This window comes from Massilibacterium senegalense (assembly GCF_001375675.1).
GTDB lineage: Bacteria > Bacillota > Bacilli > Bacillales > Massilibacteriaceae > Massilibacterium > Massilibacterium senegalense.
Genome location: NZ_LN831786.1, coordinates 1,321,794 through 1,345,030, shown reverse-complemented (window position 1 = coordinate 1,345,030; position 23,237 = coordinate 1,321,794). Strand labels below are relative to the sequence as shown.

22 protein-coding genes and 2 other annotated features are annotated in these 23,237 nt (G+C 36.1%); of the genes, 20 read left to right on the top strand and 2 right to left on the bottom strand.

Going from position 1 to position 23,237, the window contains the following annotated elements:
- Nucleotides 1-10 precede the first annotated feature (10 nt).
- Nucleotides 11-145, top strand: a sequence feature (ribosomal protein L20 leader region).
- Nucleotides 146-206: 61 nt separating this feature from the next.
- The 8 genes from infC to BN1372_RS10070 all read left to right on the top strand — a co-directional run bounded on the left by infC (nt 207) and on the right by BN1372_RS10070 (nt 6,868).
- Complete coding sequence (gene infC, locus BN1372_RS10105; protein WP_074018177.1) at nt 207-749, top strand: translation initiation factor IF-3; 543 nt, start codon at nt 207-209, stop codon at nt 747-749.
- A gap of 23 nt (nt 750-772) precedes the next feature.
- Nucleotides 773-976 (top strand): 50S ribosomal protein L35, encoded by a 204-nt coding sequence (rpmI, locus tag BN1372_RS10100; protein WP_062199106.1) that lies wholly within the window; start codon nt 773-775, stop codon nt 974-976.
- Nucleotides 977-1,011: 35 nt separating this feature from the next.
- The gene (gene rplT / locus BN1372_RS10095) at nt 1,012-1,371 is read left to right on the top strand and encodes a 50S ribosomal protein L20 (protein WP_062199105.1); all 360 of its coding nucleotides are present in this window, start codon (nt 1,012-1,014) and stop codon (nt 1,369-1,371) included.
- 113 nt (nt 1,372-1,484) lie between these two features.
- Nucleotides 1,485-1,970: a dUTP diphosphatase gene (locus BN1372_RS10090; RefSeq protein WP_062199102.1), complete on the top strand. Its 486-nt coding sequence runs from the start codon at nt 1,485-1,487 to the stop codon at nt 1,968-1,970.
- A gap of 14 nt (nt 1,971-1,984) precedes the next feature.
- The gene (locus BN1372_RS10085) at nt 1,985-2,263 is read left to right on the top strand and encodes a YhdT family protein (RefSeq protein ID WP_062199101.1); all 279 of its coding nucleotides are present in this window, start codon (nt 1,985-1,987) and stop codon (nt 2,261-2,263) included.
- On the top strand, nt 2,260-3,729 hold the full coding sequence (gene panF, locus BN1372_RS10080) for a sodium/pantothenate symporter (protein ID WP_062199098.1): 1,470 nt from the start codon (nt 2,260-2,262) through the stop codon (nt 3,727-3,729). The genes BN1372_RS10085 and panF overlap by 4 nt, the downstream gene beginning before the upstream one ends.
- Nucleotides 3,730-3,771: 42 nt before the next feature.
- A complete protein-coding gene (locus BN1372_RS10075; protein WP_062199096.1) occupies nt 3,772-4,851 on the top strand; it encodes a M42 family metallopeptidase in 1,080 nt (359 codons plus the stop codon).
- 328 nt (nt 4,852-5,179) lie between these two features.
- On the top strand, nt 5,180-6,868 hold the full coding sequence (locus BN1372_RS10070; protein ID WP_062199094.1) for a methyl-accepting chemotaxis protein: 1,689 nt from the start codon (nt 5,180-5,182) through the stop codon (nt 6,866-6,868).
- An 85-nt stretch (nt 6,869-6,953) separates the two neighbouring features.
- Here the strand turns inward: BN1372_RS10070 and sspI are convergent, their stop codons facing one another.
- On the bottom strand, nt 6,954-7,172 hold the full coding sequence (gene sspI / locus BN1372_RS10065) for a small acid-soluble spore protein SspI (protein ID WP_062199092.1): 219 nt from the start codon (nt 7,170-7,172) through the stop codon (nt 6,954-6,956).
- Between the two features lie 119 nt (nt 7,173-7,291).
- Here sspI and BN1372_RS10060 point away from each other — a divergent pair, with 119 nt between their 5' ends.
- From BN1372_RS10060 to pheT, 3 genes are all read left to right on the top strand, one after another.
- A complete protein-coding gene (locus tag BN1372_RS10060) occupies nt 7,292-8,047 on the top strand; it encodes a TrmH family RNA methyltransferase (protein WP_062199089.1) in 756 nt (251 codons plus the stop codon).
- 48 nt (nt 8,048-8,095) lie between these two features.
- Nucleotides 8,096-8,318, top strand: a binding site (T-box leader).
- Between the two features lie 53 nt (nt 8,319-8,371).
- Nucleotides 8,372-9,406 carry a phenylalanine--tRNA ligase subunit alpha gene (gene pheS, locus BN1372_RS10055; RefSeq protein ID WP_062199088.1) on the top strand — a complete coding sequence of 345 codons (1,035 nt, stop codon included), beginning with the start codon at nt 8,372-8,374 and terminating at the stop codon, nt 9,404-9,406.
- Nucleotides 9,407-9,420: 14 nt separating this feature from the next.
- Complete coding sequence (pheT, locus tag BN1372_RS10050; protein WP_062199086.1) at nt 9,421-11,847, top strand: phenylalanine--tRNA ligase subunit beta; 2,427 nt, start codon at nt 9,421-9,423, stop codon at nt 11,845-11,847.
- A 60-nt stretch (nt 11,848-11,907) separates the two neighbouring features.
- Here the strand turns inward: pheT and rnhC are convergent, their stop codons facing one another.
- Nucleotides 11,908-12,837 (bottom strand): ribonuclease HIII, encoded by a 930-nt coding sequence (rnhC, locus tag BN1372_RS10045; RefSeq protein ID WP_062199084.1) that lies wholly within the window; start codon nt 12,835-12,837, stop codon nt 11,908-11,910.
- 112 nt (nt 12,838-12,949) lie between these two features.
- Between rnhC and zapA the strand changes: the two genes are divergently transcribed.
- The 9 genes from zapA (at nt 12,950) to BN1372_RS10000 (ending at nt 23,173) form a co-directional block, all read left to right on the top strand.
- Nucleotides 12,950-13,228 carry a cell division protein ZapA gene (gene zapA, locus BN1372_RS10040; protein WP_062199081.1) on the top strand — a complete coding sequence of 93 codons (279 nt, stop codon included), beginning with the start codon at nt 12,950-12,952 and terminating at the stop codon, nt 13,226-13,228.
- Nucleotides 13,221-13,766 (top strand): CvpA family protein, encoded by a 546-nt coding sequence (locus tag BN1372_RS10035; protein WP_062199079.1) that lies wholly within the window; start codon nt 13,221-13,223, stop codon nt 13,764-13,766. The genes zapA and BN1372_RS10035 overlap by 8 nt, the downstream gene beginning before the upstream one ends.
- Nucleotides 13,767-13,817: 51 nt before the next feature.
- Entirely contained in the window at nt 13,818-15,548 is a 1,731-nt protein-coding gene (gene polX / locus BN1372_RS10030; RefSeq protein WP_062199077.1) for a DNA polymerase/3'-5' exonuclease PolX, read from the top strand.
- A gap of 3 nt (nt 15,549-15,551) precedes the next feature.
- Nucleotides 15,552-17,906 carry an endonuclease MutS2 gene (locus tag BN1372_RS10025; RefSeq protein WP_147515368.1) on the top strand — a complete coding sequence of 785 codons (2,355 nt, stop codon included), beginning with the start codon at nt 15,552-15,554 and terminating at the stop codon, nt 17,904-17,906.
- Between the two features lie 252 nt (nt 17,907-18,158).
- Nucleotides 18,159-19,868, top strand: coding sequence for an AMP-binding protein (locus BN1372_RS10020; RefSeq protein ID WP_062199075.1), 1,710 nt, complete (start codon nt 18,159-18,161; stop codon nt 19,866-19,868).
- Nucleotides 19,869-19,970: 102 nt separating this feature from the next.
- Entirely contained in the window at nt 19,971-20,564 is a 594-nt protein-coding gene (locus BN1372_RS10015) for a TetR/AcrR family transcriptional regulator (RefSeq protein ID WP_062199073.1), read from the top strand.
- Between the two features lie 40 nt (nt 20,565-20,604).
- Complete coding sequence (locus tag BN1372_RS10010) at nt 20,605-21,381, top strand: enoyl-CoA hydratase (RefSeq protein WP_062199071.1); 777 nt, start codon at nt 20,605-20,607, stop codon at nt 21,379-21,381.
- 25 nt (nt 21,382-21,406) lie between these two features.
- Nucleotides 21,407-22,180 (top strand): electron transfer flavoprotein subunit beta/FixA family protein, encoded by a 774-nt coding sequence (locus tag BN1372_RS10005; RefSeq protein ID WP_062199069.1) that lies wholly within the window; start codon nt 21,407-21,409, stop codon nt 22,178-22,180.
- 27 nt (nt 22,181-22,207) lie between these two features.
- Complete coding sequence (locus tag BN1372_RS10000) at nt 22,208-23,173, top strand: electron transfer flavoprotein subunit alpha/FixB family protein (RefSeq protein ID WP_062199067.1); 966 nt, start codon at nt 22,208-22,210, stop codon at nt 23,171-23,173.
- Nucleotides 23,174-23,237 lie beyond the last annotated feature (64 nt).

Sequence of the window (23,237 nt, the reverse complement as noted above, 5' to 3'; positions counted from 1 at the left end):
GAATAAATAAGTGTAAAAGAAGAGGCCCCGCTTCTCGCCTGATTGACGCTAATCAGTTGTTGACAGGTTAAATCATTTGAACATAAAATGAATGAATTCGTTTAAATGAATGTGGGTACAAAAGTACCCACATTTTTTTATATTGTTTTCACAAGCAAGCCTCAATGAACTTTTTGTTAGTGTGATTTTAATGCAACACTTGTTTAATTTTTTGGAGGTGGCTCACGATTAGCAAAGAACAGTTTATCAATGAGAGCATTCGTGCTCGTGAACTTCGTGTCATTGATACGAATGGAGAACAACTTGGTGTCAAAACACGTCAAGAGGCTTTAGAACTTGCAAGTCGAGCAAATTTAGATTTGGTTTTAATTGCACCTAATGCAAAACCGCCTGTTGCTCGTATTATGGATTATGGAAAATATCGATACGAACAACAGAAAAAAGATAAAGAAGCTCGTAAAAAACAAAAAGTTATTAACGTCAAAGAAGTACGATTAAGTCCAACAATCGAAGAAAATGATTTCAATACGAAATTACGTAATGGTCGCAAGTTTTTAGAAAAAGGCGACAAAGTAAAAGCTTCGATTCGTTTCCGTGGACGTGCGATTACGCATTCTGATATCGGTAAAAAAGTGTTAGATCGTTTTGCTGAAGAATGTAAAGATATCGCAGTCGTAGAATCAAAACCAAAAATGGACGGACGTAACATGTTTTTAGTTTTAGCACCAAAATCAGAAAAGGATAAGTAAAGTTTATCAAGGAGGAGAATCACATGCCTAAAATGAAAACACACCGCGGTGCAGCAAAACGTTTCCGCAAAACAGGTACTGGAAAATTAAAACGTTCTCACGGCTACACAAGCCATTTATTCGGGAATAAATCCCAAAAACAAAAACGTAAATTACGTAAAGCAGCGATTGTTTCTTCAGGTGACTACAAACGCATTCGCACACTTTTAACTTACAAGAAAAACTAAAACTAAATCGTTTTAGAAATCGGGAGGTATAAACTATGGCAAGAGTAAAAGGCGGAACAGTGACACGTCGTCGTCGTAAAAAAGTTCTAAAATTAGCAAAAGGTTATTTCGGCTCTAAACATACATTATTCAAAACAGCAAATCAACAAGTAATGAAATCATTACAATATGCATACCGCGATCGCCGTCAGAAAAAACGTGACTTCCGTAAATTATGGATTACACGTATTAATGCAGCAGCTCGTATGAACGGTCTTTCTTACAGTCGTTTAATGCACGGTTTAAAACTCGCTGGAGTAGAAGTAAACCGCAAAATGTTAGCTGACTTAGCTGTTCATGATGCACAAGCATTTACTGCACTTGCAGAACAAGCAAAAACAGCATTAAACAAATAAGACAGAAAAAAAGACGATTTTTTCTTTATAGAAAAATCGTCTTTTTTTCTATTCTACAATCATTAGATTGTTATAATAAAAAAAGAAAAAATAATCGGAAGGGGAAATGGGAAATGAATTTGGAAAGATTGTTCGACATGCAAAAAGTGTTAGATGACCGTATTAAAAAAGAACATCAATTAGAACAAACAGATGTATATGAAGAAAAAGTACTTGCCTTACTAGTCGAATTAGGAGAGTTAGCAAATGAAACACGTTGTTTTAAATATTGGAGTCAAAAAGGACCATCAGAACGCGCTGTTATTTTAGAAGAATATGTAGATGGATTACATTTTATTTTATCTTTAGGTTTAGAGAAAGGGTGGACAGATCCTATGATAGCAGTGGTATCGACAGAAAGTAGTATTACAACGTTATTTTTACATATGTATAAGTGTGTCATTCACATGCGCAAGTCTGCAACAAAAGAAACGTACAATCAGTTATGCACAAGTTTTTTCATACTTGGGGATGCATTAGGGTTTTCGCAAGAAGAAGTAGTACAAGCATATGTGGATAAAAATGAGAAAAATCACGAGCGTCAAAATCAAGGCTATTAAAGGAGACGGGAAAGATGGAAAAAGAAAAACGAATAGATCCCCGTTATAAAGTAGCAAATAAAGAAGCAATGATTGGGATTGTTTTAGCAATCGCCAATTTCGTATGGTGGTATGGTTTTGGATATGGGTTAGGAGAACGAAAAGTAGAAGATTATACGTATATTTTTGGATTACCAGATTGGTTTTTTTATAGTTGTGTAGTTGGTTTTATCGTTTTTTCTTTCATCGTTACAGTGGTGGTGAAATTATTTTTTAAAGAGGTTCCATTCGAAGAAGGAGGCGATAAAAAATGAATGTTGGTGTCATTGTTCCACTTATCATTTATTTACTAGCGATGTTTGCCGTTGGAATTTATGCCTCGCGTCATGTTAAAAAAGCGCCGCAATTTTTGCAAGAATATTTTCTTGGTGGTCGTGAATTAGGTGGCTTATTATTGGCGATGACGATTGTTACAACATTTAGTAGTGCTTCTAGTTTTATCGGTGGTCCTGGTACCGCTTATACAGTCGGGCTTGGATGGGTGCTACTTTCGATGACACAACTAGTGACAGGTTATTTTACATTAAGTGTATTAGGAAAAAAATTTGCGATTGTTGCCCGAAAAATTGAAGCAGTCACGATTATTGATTTTTTAAAAGCTCGTTATGAAAGCAAATGGGTGGTTATTTTATCGGCTATTAGTATTGTATTATTTTTATTTGCCGCGATGGCAGCACAATGGATTGGTGGTGGTCGCCTTATTGAATCGATTACCAATTTACCGTATCAAGTTAGTTTATTTATTTTTGTATTAGCTGTTTTAGTGTATGTGACCATTGGTGGGTTTCGAGCAGTTGCGATTACAGATTTAATTCAAGGAATTATTATGTTTTTTGGTACAATCATTATTTTTGTTGCGGTTGTTTATGCTGGTGGTGGCATAGAATCCATTGTAGATACGTTAAAACAAGAAAATCCTAATTTAATTACGCCATTTGGAGCTGATGGTACATTATCAAAGGCATTTGTTTCATCTTTCTGGATTTTAGTTGGAATAGGTGTCGTTGGTGTACCACAAGTGGTCGTAAAAGCGATGACGTATAAAGATTCTAAAGCGATGCATCAAGCTATTATTATCGGAACGGTGATGATTGGATTTATTATGCTTGGTATGCATCTAATAGGTGTTTTTGCTCGTGCGATTATGCCGGGAATTGAAGTCGGAGATACAGTAATGCCGCTTATTACGTTAAAAGTATTACCAGATTGGTTAGCGGGAATCGTACTAGCTGCTCCCATGGCTGCTATTATGTCGACTGTTAGTTCCTTGTTGTTAATGATTAGTTCTACTATTATAAAAGATGTATATATTAGTTACATTAAACCAGATATTTCAGATCGACAAATCAAACATATTACGATGATAATTACCGCTATTTTAGGTTTAGCTGTATTTTTCTTCGTTTTACAACCGCCTAATTTATTAATTTGGTTAAACTTATATTCTTTTGGTGGACTTGAGGCAGCATTTATTTGGCCAATTGTACTTGGACTATATTGGAAAAGGGGAAATAAATACGGAGCGATTGCCTCAATGCTCGTAGGGGTGTTAAGTTTTATTTTATTAAGTTTGTATTATCCTCGTCCATTAGGTATGCACCCAGTCGTCCCAGCTATTTTATTCTCTTTCGTTGCGTATGTGACGATTAGTTTATTGACGAGTCATAAAATGAAAGAGCAACAAGAACGGATAATCGAAAAGTTTTGGTATGTATCATAAAATATAGTAGAATAATAATTAGTATAGGAAAGTGAGGGAGTTATGATGGATGAAACATTAAAAATGTTAAAGGAATTAACGGAAGCGAAAGGAACATCTGGCTTTGAACATGAAGTGCGTGATGTAATGAAACGTTATATTGCACCATACGCGGATGAAATGACAACAGACCGTTTAGGAAGCTTAATTGCTAAACAAAACGGAACAGATGAAGCTGGACCAAAAATTATGGTGGCTGGTCATTTAGATGAAGTGGGCTTTATGGTTACACAAGTAGATGATCAAGGTTTTGTTCGCTTCCAAACAGTTGGTGGCTGGTGGGAACAAGTAATGTTAGCTCAACGTGTCACAATCGTAACAGAAAAAGGCGATGTTGTCGGAGTAATTGGTTCTAAACCGCCGCATATTTTAACACCAGAAAGCCGTAAAAAACCAACGGATATTAAAGATATGTATATTGATATCGCTGCATCTAATAAAGAAGAGGCATATGAATGGGGAGTAAAACCAGGGTGTCAAATTGTTCCATATAGTGAATTTACCGTAATGAACAATGAAAAAATGTTAATGTGTAAAGCGTTTGACAATCGAATTGGTTGTGCGATTGCAATCGAAGTATTAAAACAATTAAAAGATGTGCCACATGCTAATACGGTGTACGGAGTTGGGACAGTACAAGAAGAAGTTGGACTTCGCGGGGCAAAGACAGCTGCTTATGCGATTCAACCAGATATCGGTTTTGCTGTTGATACTGGTATTCCAGGAGATACACCAGGCGTAACTGCAAAAGATGCTTTATCGAAATTAGGAGAAGGACCGCAAATTATTATTTATGATGCATCAATGGTTCCTCATACTGGCCTTCGTGATTTCGTTTTACAAGTAGCAGATGAAGAAGGAATCCCGTATCAATTAGATTCTGTTGCCCGAGGCGGAACAGATTCAGGTAGTATTCATTTAACTGCAAACGGAGTACCTGCGTTATCGATTACGATTGCAACGCGATACTTACATACGCATACAACGATGATTCATCGCGATGATTTTGAACATGCAGTAAAATTAGTAGTAGAAGTCATTAAACGGTTAGACAGACAAACATACGAAAACATCGTTTTTTAAGCATAATAGAGAGAAAGACTTACTTACTTAAATTTGTAGGTGAGTCTTTTTTACTGTTTTTTGCTTATAAATACCTTTTAAATAATGGTAATATAAGTATTAAAATACGATATTGTGTATAAAACAAAAAAAATATCGATTACTTAAATTTGCAAAAGGTAAGATGAACGAGTATTTTATAGGTTAAAACAGAATATAGGCATAAAAAGAATTGTATAAATAACTAATTTTTAGAATATTTTATGAAGAATAGGACTAATACTTTTTAAATAGGGAAATGTTACTTTGGGATGAAACAGAAATTTGTTAAATAGGAAGGATGAAAAGGATGAAGACGGTTAAAGGAAAATTAATTGTCGCTTTTACTGTAATGATTGTTTTAATGGTTGTTACAGTCGGAATTGCGGCTACTGCACTTATTGCAGCAGACAAAAACTATTCCCAACTTGTGAAAAATGACATGGAAATAATGGCTGATGTGAAGGAGATGTTCAATCAGCTCAATCGCGAACAAAAAGCGCTACGTGGGTACGCGATGAGCAAAAATCAAGTTTACTTGGATGCATACAATGATGCAACTAAGCGATACGAAGATTTATTTTCTCAAATTCAAAGTAAAGCATCGACTGTTGAAGGGAAAAAACTACTAGATGATATCGTTGCTGCAAAAGAGGAATTAGATAAGATTTCAGAAGAAATGATTACTGCTACGAAAAACAATGATGCTGTTGGAATAGCGAAAACAGACGAAGAAATTCGTGATGTAGATGTGTTATTACAACAAAAAGGACAAGCGCTACAAGATTTACAAACCACTTTAACAAATCAAAAAAGTGCTGATATTAGTGATTCCGCTACTCGACTAATTATTTTAACATTTGTTATTGTCGTTATTGCTACTATTGTTGGATTTATTATGGCTATTTTTTACGGAAATAAATTATCTTCTCCAATCAAACAAATGCGAGATAGTGCTTCGCGAATTGCAGATGGAGACTTAACGGAAGAAGATATTGTGATTAATACGAAAGATGAATTAACAGAATTAGCGGAAGCCTTTAATCAAATGAAACATAATTTACTAGATTTAGTACATAAAGTACAAACGAGTGCAAATCATGTGGCGACTTCCTCTGTACAAGTAAGTAACGGTGCAAGTGAAATTGCTTTATCTACTGAACAAGGTGCAGATGTATTAGATAACGTACAACAATTGACGACGCAAGCGGTTAATGGAGTAATCGAAGCGGCAACTGCGATGGAAGATATGGCAATTGGTGTAAGTAGAATAGCGGAATCTTCTACAACTGTAGCTGATTTTGCTAGACAAGCTAGTCAAAACGTCACAGAAGGAAATAAAACGGTAGAAAAAGCAGTTGTGCAAATGAATGAAATCCATCATTCTGTTTCGAAAACTAGTAATCTCGTCAAGCAATTAGGTGAAAATTCAAAAGAAATTGGAAATATTATTAGTGTAATTGATGAAATTTCGAATCAAACGAATTTATTGGCGTTAAATGCTGCGATTGAAGCAGCTCGCGCCGGAGAAGCTGGAAAAGGATTTGCTGTTGTAGCGGATGAAGTACGAAATTTAGCAGAACAAACAGCTTCATCGACAAAACAAGTGTCTGATTTAATTATGGAAATTCAATCGAGTACAGCAGAAGTAGTGAAAGCAACTGATACTGAAATGGGGCAAGTAGAAAAAGGAATTGAAGTAGTACAGTTTGCCGGAGATACATTCAAAAAAATCCTGGATGAAATCGAACAAATTTCTAGTCAAATCGAAGATATCTCAGCTTCTATTGAAGAAATTTCTGCTACAAGTGAAGAAGTAGCGGCATCATCGGATGAAACAGAAAAAATGGCCAGACAAACAGGAGAAGGCGTAAGTAATGTGGCGAAATCCGCTCAACAACGAATTGATGCCATGCATGAGATAACGAATTTTGCAAAAGAGTTATCAGAAACTGCCGGCGAACTTCAAACGTTATTAAAAACATTTAAAACTAAATAAAAAAAAGCCTGCCTAATAAGGGAACGTCACAATCGCTTATAGGCAGGCTTTTAAAATGGAGAAAATGTTTGGCGGTGCAGGCGAATCATGGTTGATTAGATTGAAAATATTGTTCTAATGTTGCTAACCATTGCTGGCGAGCCGAAGTGTCTTTTTCTTTCCATAATATTTCAAATAATACTCCTAGCCCTGGTAAAGTGACTTCTTCATTTTTTTGTATCGCGTCCGTAATGGTATGATGTAAATCAGAAGCGCTGGATCCTTGTAAGTTTTGAATGACTGCTTGTCGTAAGGAAAAATTCATCGTTATAGCTCCTTTATCTTTTTTATCGTCATACGTAAAACAACATGTATTGAAAAGTAACGCTATATTCATTAGTATAAAAAAAACGGGTAAAGTTATACCAAAAGCGAGGATAAAAAATGAAACGAATTGAATCGGTACAAAACGTACGAGTAAAACAGTTGAAAAAATTGCATACAAAAAAGGGACGCGAAAAAGAACATCTATTTTTAATCGAAGGGATGCATTTAATTGAAGAAGCGATGAAGCATCGAAGATTGATTTTAGAAATTTGGATAGAAGAAGGTAGAGGGATTCAACTACCCACCGTTGAAGAAACGATTCAAATAATCGAAGTAACAAGTGGTGTCATGAAGACTATTTCTACGTTAGATCATCCACAAGGGATTGTCGCGGTATGTCAAATACAACATGATGAGGTTGTATTCGAAAAAGGAAAAAAATATTTGTTAGTGGATCAGGTTCAAGACCCAGGAAATATTGGTACGATTATTCGTACAGCAGATGCCAGTGGGATAGATGCGGTTATTTTAAATAATGGAACAGTGGATATTTATAATGATAAAGTAATTCGTGCGACCCAAGGCTCTCTTTTTCATCTTCCAGTAGTGTACGCACCTTTAGAAAACGTCATTTCTTCCTTAACGGCAGTAGGTATTTCAGTGTACGGGACCTCTCTTTTAAATGGGATAGATTACCGCGAAGTAAAAAGACAGGAATCTTTTGCTTTATTAGTTGGGAATGAAGGGAGCGGAGTGCAAGAATCGCTACTGAACGTGACGACAAAAAATTTATACATCCCGATTATTGGAAAAGCAGAATCGTTAAATGTTGCTGTTGCAACGGGAATTCTTCTTTATTCTTTGCAAGAGTAGTTGCAAGTTTATTTTATATTTCCTATAATAGTGACAAATGCAAATAAATCGAAAGCGATGAGGAAGAGTAGTACATAAATTTCGCCTATTAGGGAGGAAATGTCATAGACTGAAAGCATTTCTTTGGTTGAGTTTATCGAATTCGCTTCTGAGCTGACACTGAAAAAGCATGATGCAAAAAGTGTTCCGGTCTTTACCGTTATCTGAATGAAGTGAACAGCATAATTGTTGCTGTTAACAAAGGGTGGTACCACGAGCTTTCGTCCCTTTCCAGGGAGGAGGCTCTTTTTTATTGTCTGATACATAAAAAAGGAGGATTTATCCATGAAAGAACGTTTGCTTGAGCTTCAAAAAGAAGCGCTAGAAAAGTTAGAACAAACGAAATTGATGAAAGATATTCAAGCGATTCGTGTTGAGTATTTAGGAAAAAAAGGCCCCATTACGGATGTGATGAAACAAATGGGGAAAATTCCCAAAGAAGAGCGACCAATTATTGGACAAGTAGCGAATGAAGTACGCAACGCGATTGCACAAAAAGTAGAAGAAAAATGGAAAGAGTTAGAAGTATTAGAAGTGGAAATGAAATTAAAAGCAGAAACGATTGATGTGACACTTCCAGGTCGACCTGTACAACAAGGGAATTTTCATCCGTTAACGGCTGTTGTAGAAGAAATTGAAGATCTTTTTATTGGCATGGGATATGAAGTAGCGGAAGGTCCAGAAGTAGAGCAAGACCATTATAACTTTGAAGCATTGAACTTACCGAAAGACCATCCAGCACGTGATATGCAAGATTCTTTTTATATCACAAAAGAATTATTAATGCGTACTCACACGTCACCAGTACAAGCGAGAACAATGGAAAAACATAACGGTGTCGGTCCAGTTCGTATTATTTGTCCCGGAAAAGTATATCGTCGTGACACGGATGATGCGACACATTCGCATCAATTTACACAAATCGAAGGATTAGTAGTTGATAAAAATATTCGAATGAGTGATTTAAAAGGAACATTAGATGTGTTTGCAAAGAAAATGTTTGGAGAAGATCGGGAAATTCGTTTACGTCCAAGCTTTTTCCCATTTACAGAACCGTCTGTTGAAATGGATATTTCTTGTTTCCATTGCGGAGGGGATGGTTGTCACGTATGTAAAGGAAGCGGCTGGATTGAAGTATTAGGTGGCGGTATGGTTCATCCAAATGTATTAAAAATGGCAGGTTTTGATCCAAATGAATATTCTGGATTTGCATTTGGAATGGGACAAGAACGGATTGCAATGTTAAAATATGGTATCCATGATATTCGTCATTTTTACACGAACGACATACGCTTTTTAAAACAATTTAAACGGGCATAAAAGGAGGAATTAGCGTGTTAGTTTCATATAATTGGTTAAAAGAATTTGTAAATATAACAAATCTTTCTGCAGATGATTTAGCAGAAAAAGTAACCCGTAGTGGAATTGAAGTAGACGGAGTCACATACTTGAATCAGGATTTAAAGGGCATCGTTGTTGGGAAGGTTTTGACTTGTGAAAAACATCCTGATGCAGATAAATTAAACGTCACTACGGTAGATATTGGGGAAGAACAACCAGTACAAATTGTTTGTGGTGCACCGAATGTACAAGCAGGACAAACAGTTGTTGTGGCAAAAGTAGGTGCTCGTCTTCCAGGTGGTTTAAAAATTAAACGAGCAAAGCTTCGTGGACAAGTTTCGGAAGGAATGATTTGTTCGTTACAAGAACTAGGTATCGAAGGAAAAGTAGTACCAAAAGAGTATTCGGAAGGCATTTTTGTTTTTCCAGAAGAAGTGACACCAGGAACAGATGCAATGGAACTATTAAATTTAAATGATGCCATTTTAGACTTTGATTTAACCCCCAACCGTGCGGACTGTTTAAATATGATTGGGGTAGGATATGAAGTTGGAGCGGTGTTAGCACAAAAACCAACTTTCCAAGAGCCAACGGTGCAAGAAGCAAAAGAAAAAACATCTGATTATATTGCTGTTCGTGTAGAAGATGAAGCAGATTGCCCGTACTATGGTGCGCATATTATTCGAAATGTAAAAATCGGGCCATCCCCACTTTGGTTACAAACTCGATTAATGGCAAGTGGGATCCGTCCTATTAACAATGTAGTGGACGTTACGAACTATGTATTGCTCGAATATGGTCAACCGCTTCACGCTTTCGATTATGACCGTTTTGGTTCGAAAGAAGTAGTTGTTCGTCATGCGAAAGAAGAAGAAAGTATCCAAACGTTAGACGGGGAAGAACGTACGTTAAAATCAGGTCATCTTGTGATTACAAATGGCGAAAAAGCAATGGCTGTTGCAGGGGTAATGGGAGGAAAAGAATCGGAAGTGCAAGCAACGACAACGACTGTACTTTTAGAATCTGCTCTCTTTAATAGTCAAATTGTGCGTCATGCTTCGAAAGATCTAGGCTTACGAAGTGAATCAAGTGCCCGTTTTGAAAAAGGATTAGATATCGTACGTGTAACAGAAGCTGCAAAACGTGCGTGCCAATTAATTCAACAACTTGCTGGCGGAGAAGTATTAGCAGGTGTTGTAGCAAGTGATCATCGTCAAGTACAAGAGCATGTGATTACGATTACAACAGAAAAAATTAATGATGTGTTAGGAACCGACATTCAAACAGAAGAAATCAAATCTATTTTTGAGCGTTTGCAATTTTCACATGAACAAAATGGAGAAAGTTTTATCGTAACAGTGCCAACAAGACGTCCAGATTGTACAATTGTAGAAGATTTAATTGAAGAAGTTGGTCGTTTATACGGATACGATAATATCCCGAAAACATTACCAACTCAAACGGCAACACCAGGAAAATTATCCGATTACCAAAAAAATCGCCGCATTGTTCGCCGTTATTTAGAAGGTTGTGGATTATACCAAGCCATTACGTATTCTCTTTCTAGTGAGAAAAAAGTTCGAGACTGGCAAGAGGAATCTTCTCCATATGAGCCTGTTCGTTTATCGATGCCTATGAGTGAAGAACATAGCACGTTACGTATCAACTTAGTGCCACATTTATTAGATGTTGTAAAATATAATGTAAATCGTCAAATGGAGAATGTGGCTATTTTTGAAATGGGTTCTGTATTTTTAACGAAAGAAAAAGAATTAACAGAACAACCGAAAGAACAAGAACGATTAGCTGGTGTGTTAACCGGACTTTATGAAGTGAACTTATGGCAAAGGGAGAAAAAAGCAGTTGATTTTTATGTCGTAAAAGGAATAGTAGAAGGCCTTTTTGATCAACTTGGTGTATTACCTCGTATTTCATTTGTTCAAGGACAACGTGTTGGTATGCATCCAGGACGTACAGCAAAAGTATTACTAGACGGAGAAAAAATCGGATTTGTTGGGGCTATTCATCCAAATCGCGCCAAAGAATTGGATGTAAAAGAAGCATATGTGTTTGAATTAAATCTTGAGACATTACTTCAAACAGAAGTAGCACCTACTTGTTTTCAACTGTTACCACGTTACCCATCTATTACGCGTGATATTGCGTTAGTAGTTGGAAAAGAAGTAGTAGCAGGGGAAGTCAAAGATGTCATTATCGAAGCAGGCGGAAAGCTATTACACGATGTGCAATTGTTTGATGTATACGAAGGAGAGAATTTAGAAGATGGAAAAAAATCATTAGCATTTTCTCTCGTATACTTAGACCCTGAACGTACATTAACAGACGAAGAAGTAACGAAAGCACATGAACAAATTTTACAAACTGTTGCAGAAAAATTCCAAGCAACATTACGTCAATAAAGAACAAAAAGCCGTTCCTAAGTGGAGCGGCTTTTTGTTGTGTATGAAGTCTATCTATACTTATAGTTGTTTTGCTTTTTCGGTGTTGGCAAAGTGGATTTTTGCGTATTGACGGAGTGTTTTTTCACCGTGAGTACGAATGATGTGAGAGGCTACTTGGTCGACATTTTTTCCTGCACCTTTTGGCAAAGTGATGCCCAGTTGTTTACTTAATTGATCCATTCGTTGCAAAAAAGCAGCTCTTGCAATAATCGAAGCACACGCGACGGCTAAATGACGAGACTCTCCTTTTGTCGCAAAATAAACGCGTTCTTTTACTTGATGTGTCTCCTTGTTTATATACGAAAAATACGTTTCTTTTTTAACAAATTGATCGATTAGAATAGCATCATATGATTGTGGTTTAATTTTTTCACGGGTTAAATAAAGGGCTTGGTTATGCAAAATTGCTTTCAATTTTACTTGATTCATCCCTTTTTCGTGAAGGGCATTATATTTTTCATTTGGTACTACTAAAAGGGAATATGGGATTTCTTTTGTTAGTGTCCGGGCTAATTTGATAATGGTGTCATCAGAAAGTTGTTTCGAGTCTTTCACGCCTAATGAGGCAAGATAAGGAAGTTTATCACTCGCACAAAAAGCACTAGCAACGATAAATGGTCCAAAGTAATCTCCTGTCCCAACTTCATCAGAACCGATGACGGATAATGTTTGAAACTGTGGTGGTAGGTCGTGTTTTTGTTTTTTTACTTGTTTTTTTGCTTTAGTAACAGGTGCATCTTGGAACTGAAATTTGTTTGCTTCTTGTGTGGCATATTGCCCTTGGAACATTACCTTTTTGGAACGATATCCTGTAATAGTAACATTGTTTACTTTTGCACTGAATAGGGCGCCAGGTGGAAGTTTTGCTAGAAGGGCACCTTGTTTTTCATAGTATTCCATGATAGTATGTAACTCTTTTTCTGACACAATTTTTACGATATTGGTCATCTTTTCACCCCGTTTCTAAATGTTTAGTATAACCTGTCGCTTTTTTTTCCACAACTCCCTATTTTCATGGTATGATAATCTTTAGGATTCTTTTACATAAGGAGGCCTCTATGTGTCGAACAAACGCAAAAAAACGAAACTTTCGGTTGAAATATATGGACAAAAATATACGATAGTTGGCGAGGAAGACCCTACGCACATTCGTCGTGTTGCCAATATTGTAGATAATAAAATGCGTGAAATAAAAGAACGAAATCCTTTTTTGGATTTGCAAAAGTTAGCAGTGTTAACAGCAGTAAATATTGCAGATGAGGCATGTAAATTAGACAAAAAGGTGAAACAATTAGAAGAAAAAATGAAACAAATTGAGGATGAACAAATCAATGATTAATCTCATTATTTTACTTCTATTACTCGTTAGTTTTATTGCTGGAAAACGAAAAGGATTTTTACGACAAGTGATTCAATTAATCGGCTTTTTAACAGCATTCGTAGTAGCATTTGTCTTTTCAGAAATACTCGGTACTGCTTTGTCGTCTGTTTTTCCATTTCCTAAGGGAGAAGATGCAATACAAACTTTTTTATTTGGCGTGTTCTCGGTAAAAGAATGGTTTTATCGTGTTGTCGCCTTTTTCTTGCTTTTTTTTGTGACGAATATTGTTTTTCGTATTATTAGTAATGTTTTCCACACGTTAGTGAAGTGGCCTATTTTGAATGGCATTAATCAGTTGTTTGGTGGAATCGTTGGTTTCATTCAAACGTACTTGTTTTTATTTATCATCCTTTTTATCGCTTCTGTTATTCCAAATGAGAATGTGATGACGATGTTACAACATTCTTTTGTAGCGACAATGATGTTAGAACATACCCCTATTTTATCTAATCTGACAAATGAATGGTTCCAAGACATAGAAAGAAGCTTCTTATAGATGGCATAGAAGTTTCTTTTTTTGTACAATTCCCTTAGGAGGCGTTTTATTTTGAATAAAAAAGATGTCATTCAGTTATTAGAAACCATCGCTTTATATTTAGAGATTAAAGGAGAGAATTCCTTTAAAATATCTGCTTATCGAAAAGCAGCAAAAACGTTAGAAACAGATAAACGGTCGTTAGAAGAAATAGATGATTTAGAAACATTAAAAGGAATCGGCAAAAAAACAGCTAGTGTTATTTCGGAATTTATCGAAACAAACGAATCTCGTTTGTTAGTGGAATTAGAAAAAGAAATTCCAGCAACATTATTGCAACTATTAAAAATCCCAGGGTTAGGTGGGAAAAAAATTGCGAAATTATATCAAGAACTACATATTGAAGATATCGTGATGCTAGAAGAAGCGTGCAAAAATGGTCTCGTTCAAAGCCTTCCAGGGTTCGGAAAAAAAACAGAAGAAAAAATATTAACAGCTATTGAAGAAATCAAGTATCGTCCAGAACGGTTGCCAATTGCCTATATGTTAAAAGTAGCGGATATTGTGGAGAAAACTTTACGAGCTATCCCAGAAATTATCTTATATAGTCGTGGCGGGAGTTTGCGACGAATGGAAGAAACGATAAAAGATGTTGATTTTATTCTTGCAACAGAACAACCGTCTAGAGTCCGGGAACAACTTTTAATGATGCCTAATATAAAAGAAGTTATTGCGAATGGGGATACAAAGGTTTCCGTTACGCTTCATTTTGAGTATGATGTAAATGTTGATTTTCGTTTAGTATCAAAAGAAGAATACCCAACGACGTTACATCATTTCACAGGTTCAAAAGAGCATAATGTGAGAATGAGGCAATTAGCAAAAGCACGTGGAGAAAAAATTAGTGAATATGGCGTGACGGTTCAAGAAACTGATGAGGTAATTACGTTTAGTAGTGAGGAAGCGTTTTATCAGCATTTTGATTTGTATTATATTCCACCAGCATGTCGACAAGGAACCGATGAAATAGAACGATTTCAAAAAAATTCCTCTTATCTGACACAAAACGATATAAAAAGTGATTTGCATATGCATACCACATGGAGTGATGGTGCACACAGCATTAGCGAGATGGCAGAAGCCTGCCGGAAAAAAGGGTATCAATACATGGTAATTACCGATCATTCTCAATTTTTAAAAGTAGCGGATGGATTGACAGAAGAGGAAGTACGTCAACAACAAAAGGAAATAAAAGAAATCAATGCACAAATGAATGATTTTCATATTTTCTCTGGCATTGAAATGGACATTTTACCAGACGGCTCGTTAGATTTTTCGGATGAAACACTTGCCCAGCTAGATTTTGTCATCGCGTCTATTCACTCTAGCTTTAATCAAACAAAAGAACAAATCAAAAAACGATTACAACGAGCGTTGTACAACCCATATGTATCGATGATTGCACATCCTACAGGTAGACTACTAGGAAGACGAGAAGGATACCAAGTGGATGTCGACTGGCTAATCAACGTAGCAAAAGAAACAAATACTATTTTAGAATGTAATGCAAATCCACATCGTCTAGATTTATCGAGTGAGTGGTTACAAAAAGCAAAACAACAAGGAGTACCTGTTGCTTTGAATACAGATAGCCATTATATTGCGATGCTAGAGGATATGAAATACGGGATTGCGTTAGCCAATCGAGCGGGGTTACAAACAGAACATATTGTGAATACGTGGGAGAAGGAAAAGTTCGTGCAATTTGTTCAAAAAAAGCGTCGTTTGGCGAAGGAGGAGTAAGGTTTGTTAGAAAAAGTAATGCGTACGTTAGAATTTGACAAAGTAAAAAAACAATGGATGAATTATGTCGCTTCTTCGTTAGGGAAAGAAAAAATTGATTCGCATCTTCCTTCTATTCATTTGTCAGAAGTTACGCAATGGCAAAACGAAACGGCAGAAGCAAGTACGATTTTACGGTTAAGAGGCCATGTTCCATTGGGCGGCTTAACAGATATTCGTCCTGCATTAAAACGCGCAGAAATTGGCGGGGATTTAAATGCTTTTGAATTGTTACAAATCGCTGGTGTTCTGTATGCATCGCGACAATTTAAATTATTTATGGAACAATTGGTGGAAGACGAAGATGTAACGTTACCCATATTAGAAGCAAAAAGTGAAGCGATTGTTATTTTAAAAGAGCTAGAACAACAAATTAAACATAGCATTGATGAATCAGGCCATGTTGCAGACCATGCTAGTGAAGCGTTGCGTCATATTCGGCAACAATTAAAGACGAGTGAAAAGAAAATTAGAGAACGATTAGAACAATTAGTTCGAACATCACAAAAAATGTTGTCAGATTCGATTATTACGATTCGAAACGATCGTTATGTTTTACCTGTTAAACAAGAATACCGATATGCTTTTAAAGGGACCGTTCATGATCAATCTTCATCAGGTGCAACGTTATTTATAGAACCGCAAAGTGTTATTGAATTAAATCATCGACTGCAAGAAGCAAAAGTAAAAGAAAAAGCAGAAATCGATCGGATTTTACGTGCATTAACAGGGCTTGTTGCCACAGAATTGGCACCGATTCGAGAAAACGTCTTGATTTTAGCAGACATTGATTTTATTTTTGCGAAAGCACATTATGCTAAGGCAATCAAGGCATCCAAACCTAAAATGAATGACCAGGGGTTCATTGTCTTAAAAGAAGCTAGACATCCGTTAATTGATTCAGAAAAGGTCATTCCAATGTCACTTTTTCTAGGAGACACGTATACGTCATTAGTAGTGACAGGCCCAAATACGGGAGGAAAAACGGTAACCTTAAAAACAATTGGTTTACTGACCTTAATGGCACAATCAGGGCTACACATTCCGGCGCAAGAAGGATCAGAAATGGCTGTGTTTGAATCTATTTTTGCAGATATCGGGGATGAACAATCCATTGAACAAAGTTTAAGTACATTTTCCAGCCATATGACGAATATCGTCCAAATTTTAAAAAAGGTAGACGAAAAAAGTTTAGTATTGTTTGATGAATTAGGTGCAGGTACAGACCCAGAAGAGGGAGCAGCACTTGCAATTGCTATTTTAGATTATGTATTAGCCTATAAAGCACGTGTCGTAGCAACTACGCATTATAGTGAATTAAAAGCATATGCATACAATCGTGAAGGTGTCATGAATGCTAGTGTAGAATTTGACGTTGAAACGTTACAACCAACGTATCGATTATTAATTGGTGTTCCGGGAAAAAGCAATGCTTTTGAAATTTCCAAACGACTAGGTTTAGAAGATTTTATTATTGAAAAAGCAAGAGAACAAATTTCTACCGATCATAATAAAGTGAATAAAATGATTGTATCGTTAGAAGAATTACAAAAACAAGCAGCACTTGATAAAGAAAAGGCAGAAAAATGGAAAATAGAAGCAGAACAGGTGAGAAAAAAACTTCAAACACAGTACGAAGAATTTGAAAATGAAAAGAAACAGTTCTTGAAAAAAGCGGAACAAGAAGCACAATCTGTTGTGGATAAGGCAAAACAGGAAGCGGAAGAAATTATACATGAATTACGACAAAAACAACTAATGGGTATAAACGTAAAAGAACATGAATTAATCGAAGCAAAAACACGATTAAACAAAGCTGTACCAGAATTAGATACGAAGCAACGAAAAAAACAACCTGTGCAAACGAAACGAAAAGTATTTGCGCCAGGAGAAGAAGTGAAAGTTACTTCTCTCGGACAAAAAGGGTTCATTGTGGAAAAAATAAACGGGGAAGAATATACTGTTCAAATCGGGATTATTAAAACCAAAATTCATGTAAATGATTTAATAAAAACGGAAATAAAACAAAAAATTGAAACCAAACCGTTAGCAACGATAAAAGGTTCTTCTTATCACGTGAAGACAGAGTTAGATTTACGCGGAGCTCGATATGAAGATGCCATCGTACAAGTGGAAAAATACTTAGATGATGCATTGCTTGCTAATTATCCACGTGTGTCTATTATTCATGGAAAAGGGACAGGTGCTTTAAGAAAAGGTGTACATACCTATTTAAAAAAACATTCGCGAGTAAAAGGATTTCGATTAGGTACACCTTCAGAAGGTGGTAGTGGAGCAACAGTGGTAGAATTAAAGTAAAGTGAGGAATAACGATGGAAACCCTTTGGAAAGTATTGGCGATTGTAGCGATAGGTTTTTTTATCGCAGGGATTATCTATATGGTAGTCATTTAATCAGGTTGTGACGAAATAAGATTGCGGAACATAAGCAATCTTATTTTTTTAGAAAAATTAACAGAAAATTTAGAATTATGTGCAAGGTGCGCGTTTTTTCTATATAATAGTATCAAGGGGTATTGTCTGTTTTTTAAAAAAAGAAAGGGGGAGAAAGATGGAAAATAACGTCGCTCACCGTTGGTTAAAACATTATCCAAAAGAAATACCGCATCATCTATCATATGAAGAAAAACCATTATATCAATATTTAATGGATGTATCTAGTGAACAACCGACGAAACCAGCCATTCATTTTCTAGGCAAAACAATGACGTATCGTCAATTATATGAAGATACTGTTACATTGGCAAATCGGTTAGTAGAGTTAGGATTAGAAAAAGGTGATCGCGTTTCGATTATGTTACCAAACTGTCCGCAAGCTGTTATTAGTTATTATGCTGTGTTAATGGCTGGTGGAATTGTTGTACAAACGAATCCGATGTACATGGAACGTGAATTAGAATTTCAACTCCATGACTCGCAATCTAAAATAATCATTGTTTTAGACTTATTGTTTCCAAAAGTAGCAAAAATAAAAAAAAATTCCTCGCTTGAACGTATTATTGTAACAAAACTCGAAGACTATTTACCGTTTCCGAAAAAACTGTTATACCCATTAACAAAGAAGAAAAAGCAACCAATTCATGTGGATATTCATTATTCAGATGAAGTACAGTCATTTCGTTTCTTATTAAAATCTAAAGCGCTTACACTACCATCTGTCGTGATAAATCCAAAAGAAGACATCGCATTGATTCAATATACAGGTGGAACGACAGGGCTTCCGAAAGGTGTAATGTTGACGCATCATAATTTAGTTGCTAATACGACGCAATGTCAATCGTGGGTGTACGAAACAGAAAAAGGGAAAGAACGAATTCTTGCTGTACTACCATTTTTTCATGTTTATGGTATGACAGTTTCCATGAACTTTGCTATTATGTATCAATCACTAATTATTATTTTACCTCGTTTTGAGATAGAAGAAGTATTGAAAACGATTGAAAAACAAAAACCGACATTGTTTCCAGGGGCACCAACGATGTATATTAGTTTACTCAATCATCCTTCTATTACAAATTATGATTTGTCTTCCATTAATGCGTGCATTAGTGGTTCCGCTCCGCTTCCTGTAGAAGTGCAAGAACAATTTGAACAGTTAACAAATGGACGGTTGGTAGAAGGATATGGATTAACAGAAGCATCACCAGTTACCCATGCAAATTTAGTTTGGGGCAACCGAGTGAAAGGAAGTATTGGGATTCCATGGCCGGGTACAGATGCAAAAATTATAAAAGTTGGTCGGAATGAAGAAGCAGAAGTGAATGAAATTGGTGAACTACTAGTGAAAGGTCCGCAAGTAATGAAAGGATATTGGGGAAGACAAGAAGAAACGGAAATGACGTTGCAAGATGGTTGGTTATATACAGGTGATTTAGCATATATGGATGAAGAAGGATACTTTTATTTAGTTGATCGAAAAAAAGATATGGTTATTGCCGGTGGATATAATATTTATCCACGAGAAATTGAAGAAGTACTGTATGAACATCCGCTTATTAAAGAAGCAGTTGTCGTTGGTATTCCAGACCCTTATCGCGGGGAGACGGTAAAAGCCTATCTTGTTTTGAAAGAAGGGGTAGAAGCAACGATTGAAGAGTTTGATGCATATTGCCGAAAACAACTAGCTGCTTATAAAGTGCCCCATGTCTATGAATTCCGTACGTCTCTTCCGAAAACGATGGTAGGGAAAATTTTACGCAGGGCTTTAGTGGAAGAAGAAAAAAGAAAGTTTCAAGAAAATAATTCTGGGAATAAAAAATAAAGACGTTTGACTTTTCTTTTTATATCTTTTAGAATACTGAATGAGTACTCATTCAGTATTCTAATTTTTGCATCACTTTTTTTGAGAAAAGGAGTTTTAACGTTGAAAAAAAAGGGAATTAAACATCAGAAGATTATTGATGCAGCGGTAAAAGTTATCGCACATAATGGTTATCATCAAGCACAAGTTGCAAAGATTGCTCGAGAAGCAGGGGTTGCAGATGGAACGATTTACTTGTATTTTAAAAACAAAGAAGATATATTAATTTCTGTCTTTCATGAAAAGATGGGGTTATTTATAAAAAAAATTAAAGAAAAAATAGAGGAAAAGCAAACAGCGAAAGAGAAATTATTATTGTTAATCTCTCTTCATTTTTCGCAATTGCAAGATAATTATGATTTAGCGCTTCTTACACAACTAGAGTTAAGACAAACAAACAAAGAGTTGCGCATGAAAATTAATACTGTATTACATCCATATTTAAAGCTTATTGATGACATTTTAGAAGAAGGAATACAACAGAAATTATTTGTTCCAGATTTGAATGTAAAAGTGGCACGTCAAATGATCTTTGGTACAATAGATGAAATAGTTACTAATTGGGTCATCAAAGACTTTAAATATAATCTAACTGAGCTAGCCGAACCTGTTCTTCAGTTACTGTTGAATGGGTTTTGCCATAAACAAACATCATGAGAAACATCAAGAGAAATACATAACAAAAGGGGTGGAGAAGATGAATTTACTAAACTATAAGGTTGAAAATCGTATTGCAACTGTGTCTATTAATCGTCCGCCAGCAAATGCTTTAGCGACTGAGCTTCTAAAAGAACTAAATGAAGTAGTTGACAAAATTGAAAACGATGCTGACGTAAAAGTAGTAATTTTACATGGAGAAGGTCGTTTTTTCTCAGCAGGAGCAGACATTAAAGAGTTTACACAAGTTCAAACAATTGACCAAGGTTCAAGTATGTCATCATACGGCCAACGTGTTTTTGAACGTATTGAGGGCTTAAAGAAACCTGTCATTGCTGCGATTCATGGTGCTGCCCTAGGTGGTGGATTAGAGCTTGCAATGAGTTGTCACATTCGTCTTGTTGCAAAGAAAACAAAATTGGGCTTACCTGAGCTAACGCTCGGTCTGATTCCAGGATTTGGTGGGACGCAACGTTTGGCACGTTATGTTGGTTATCAAAAAGCAGCAGAAATGATGCTAACGAGTGAACCGATTACAGGGGAAGAAGCTGTTCGATGTGGCCTTGCGCTTCGTTGTTATGAGGTTGAAGAACAATTGTTAGAAGGTGCAAAAGAGCTAGCTGAAAAAATTGCAAACAAAAGCGCAATCGCAATTGGTTATGCTCTTGAGAGTTTATCATATGTGAAAGATATTAAATTCCAAGAAGGAGTTGCAAAAGAAGCAGACCTTTTTGGCCGTATCTTTATGTCTGAAGATACAAAAGAAGGCATCAACGCTTTTATTGAAAAACGTAAACCTAATTTCCAAGACCGTTAAGGTAACAATCTAAGGAGGGACTTTCATGAACATTTTCGTACTTCTTAAAAGAACATTTGATACAGAAGAAAAAATTGTCATTAATCAAGGTCAAATTCAAGAAGATGGTGCTGAATTTATCATTAACCCATACGATGAGTATGCGGTAGAAGAGGCAATTCAACTTCGCGACGAACACGGCGGGGAAGTAACAGTCGTGACAATTGGTACTGAAGAAGCAGAAAAAGAATTACGCACAGCGCTTGCAATGGGTGCTGATAAAGCAGTATTAATCAATGTAGAAGATGATTTAGATGATATCGATCAATATACAACATCTAAAATTATTGCAAAATATTTAGAAGACCAAGAATACGATTTAATTATCGGTGGTAACGTTGCAATTGACGGTGGATCTGGTCAAGTTGGTCCACGTGTAGCGGAACTTTTAAACATTCCTCAAGTAACAACCATTACGAATATTGAAGTTGATGGCGATACAGCAACAATTGAGCGTGACGTGGAAGGGGATAAAGAAGTAGTAGAAGTTTCTTTTCCTGTTTTAGTAACAGCTCAACAAGGGTTAAATGAACCACGTTACCCATCTTTACCAGGAATTATGAAAGCGAAGAAAAAACCTCTTGAGGAATTAGAACTCGATGATTTAGATCTTGATGAAGATGACGTAGAAGCAAAAACAGAAACAGTTGAAATTTTCTTACCAAAACAAAAAGAAGCTGGAAAAGTTTTAGAAGGTGAAATTTCAGATCAAGTAAAAGAACTTGTAAATCTTTTACATACAGAAGCAAAAGTCATCTAACTTTTTACGCAAAGGGAGGAAAAACACATGTCTAAAAAAGTATTAGTAATCGGCGAAGCACGTGACGGTGCATTAAGAAACGTATCTTTTGAAGCTGTAGCAGCAGGAAAAACAATCGCTGACGGTGGTGAAGTGATAGCAGTAATACTTGGTGAAAGTGTTAATGCTTATGCAAATGAAATGATTGCTTACGGTGCAGACCGTGCCATTGTGGTAGAAGATGCAGCGTTAAAAAATTATACAACAGATGCTTATATACAAGCATTATTACAAGTAATGGAAGAAGAAGATGCAGAAGGAATTGTTTTTGGTCATACAGCAATCGGGAAAGATATCTCTCCTCGTCTTGCAGCTAAATTAGAAGTGGGTCTTATTTCAGATGTAACAGAAATTGAAGACGCAACAACATTTGTTCGTCCAATCTATTCTGGTAAAGCGTTTGAGAAAAAATCTGTTGAAGATGGCGTTGTAATGATTACAATTCGTCCAAACAACATTACGCCACTTGAAAAAGACGAATCACGTTCTGGTGATGTAACAGCATTTTCAGCTGAAATTAAAGACCTTCGCACAATCGTAAAAGAAGTTGTTCGTAAAACAACAGAAGGTGTGGACCTTTCAGAAGCAAAAGTAGTCGTTGCAGGTGGCCGTGGGGTGAAAAGCGAAGAAGGCTTTGAACCTTTAAAAGAGCTTGCTAACTTACTAGGTGGAGCTGTAGGTGCTTCTCGTGGTGCTTGTGACGCTGAATATTGTGATTATTCATTACAAATCGGTCAAACAGGTAAAGTGGTAACACCTGATCTTTACATCGCTTGTGGTATTTCTGGAGCAATCCAACACTTAGCTGGTATGTCTAACTCTAAAATTATCGTAGCTATTAATAAAGATCCAGAAGCGGAAATCTTTAATGTAGCAGACTACGGTATCGTTGGTGACCTTTTTGAAGTCGTACCATTATTAACACAAGAAATCAAACAATTATTAGGTAAATAATTGTACAAAAGCAACTCTTATAATAAGAGTTGCTTTTTTGTTTGCTAGAAAACAAGAGTAAGAA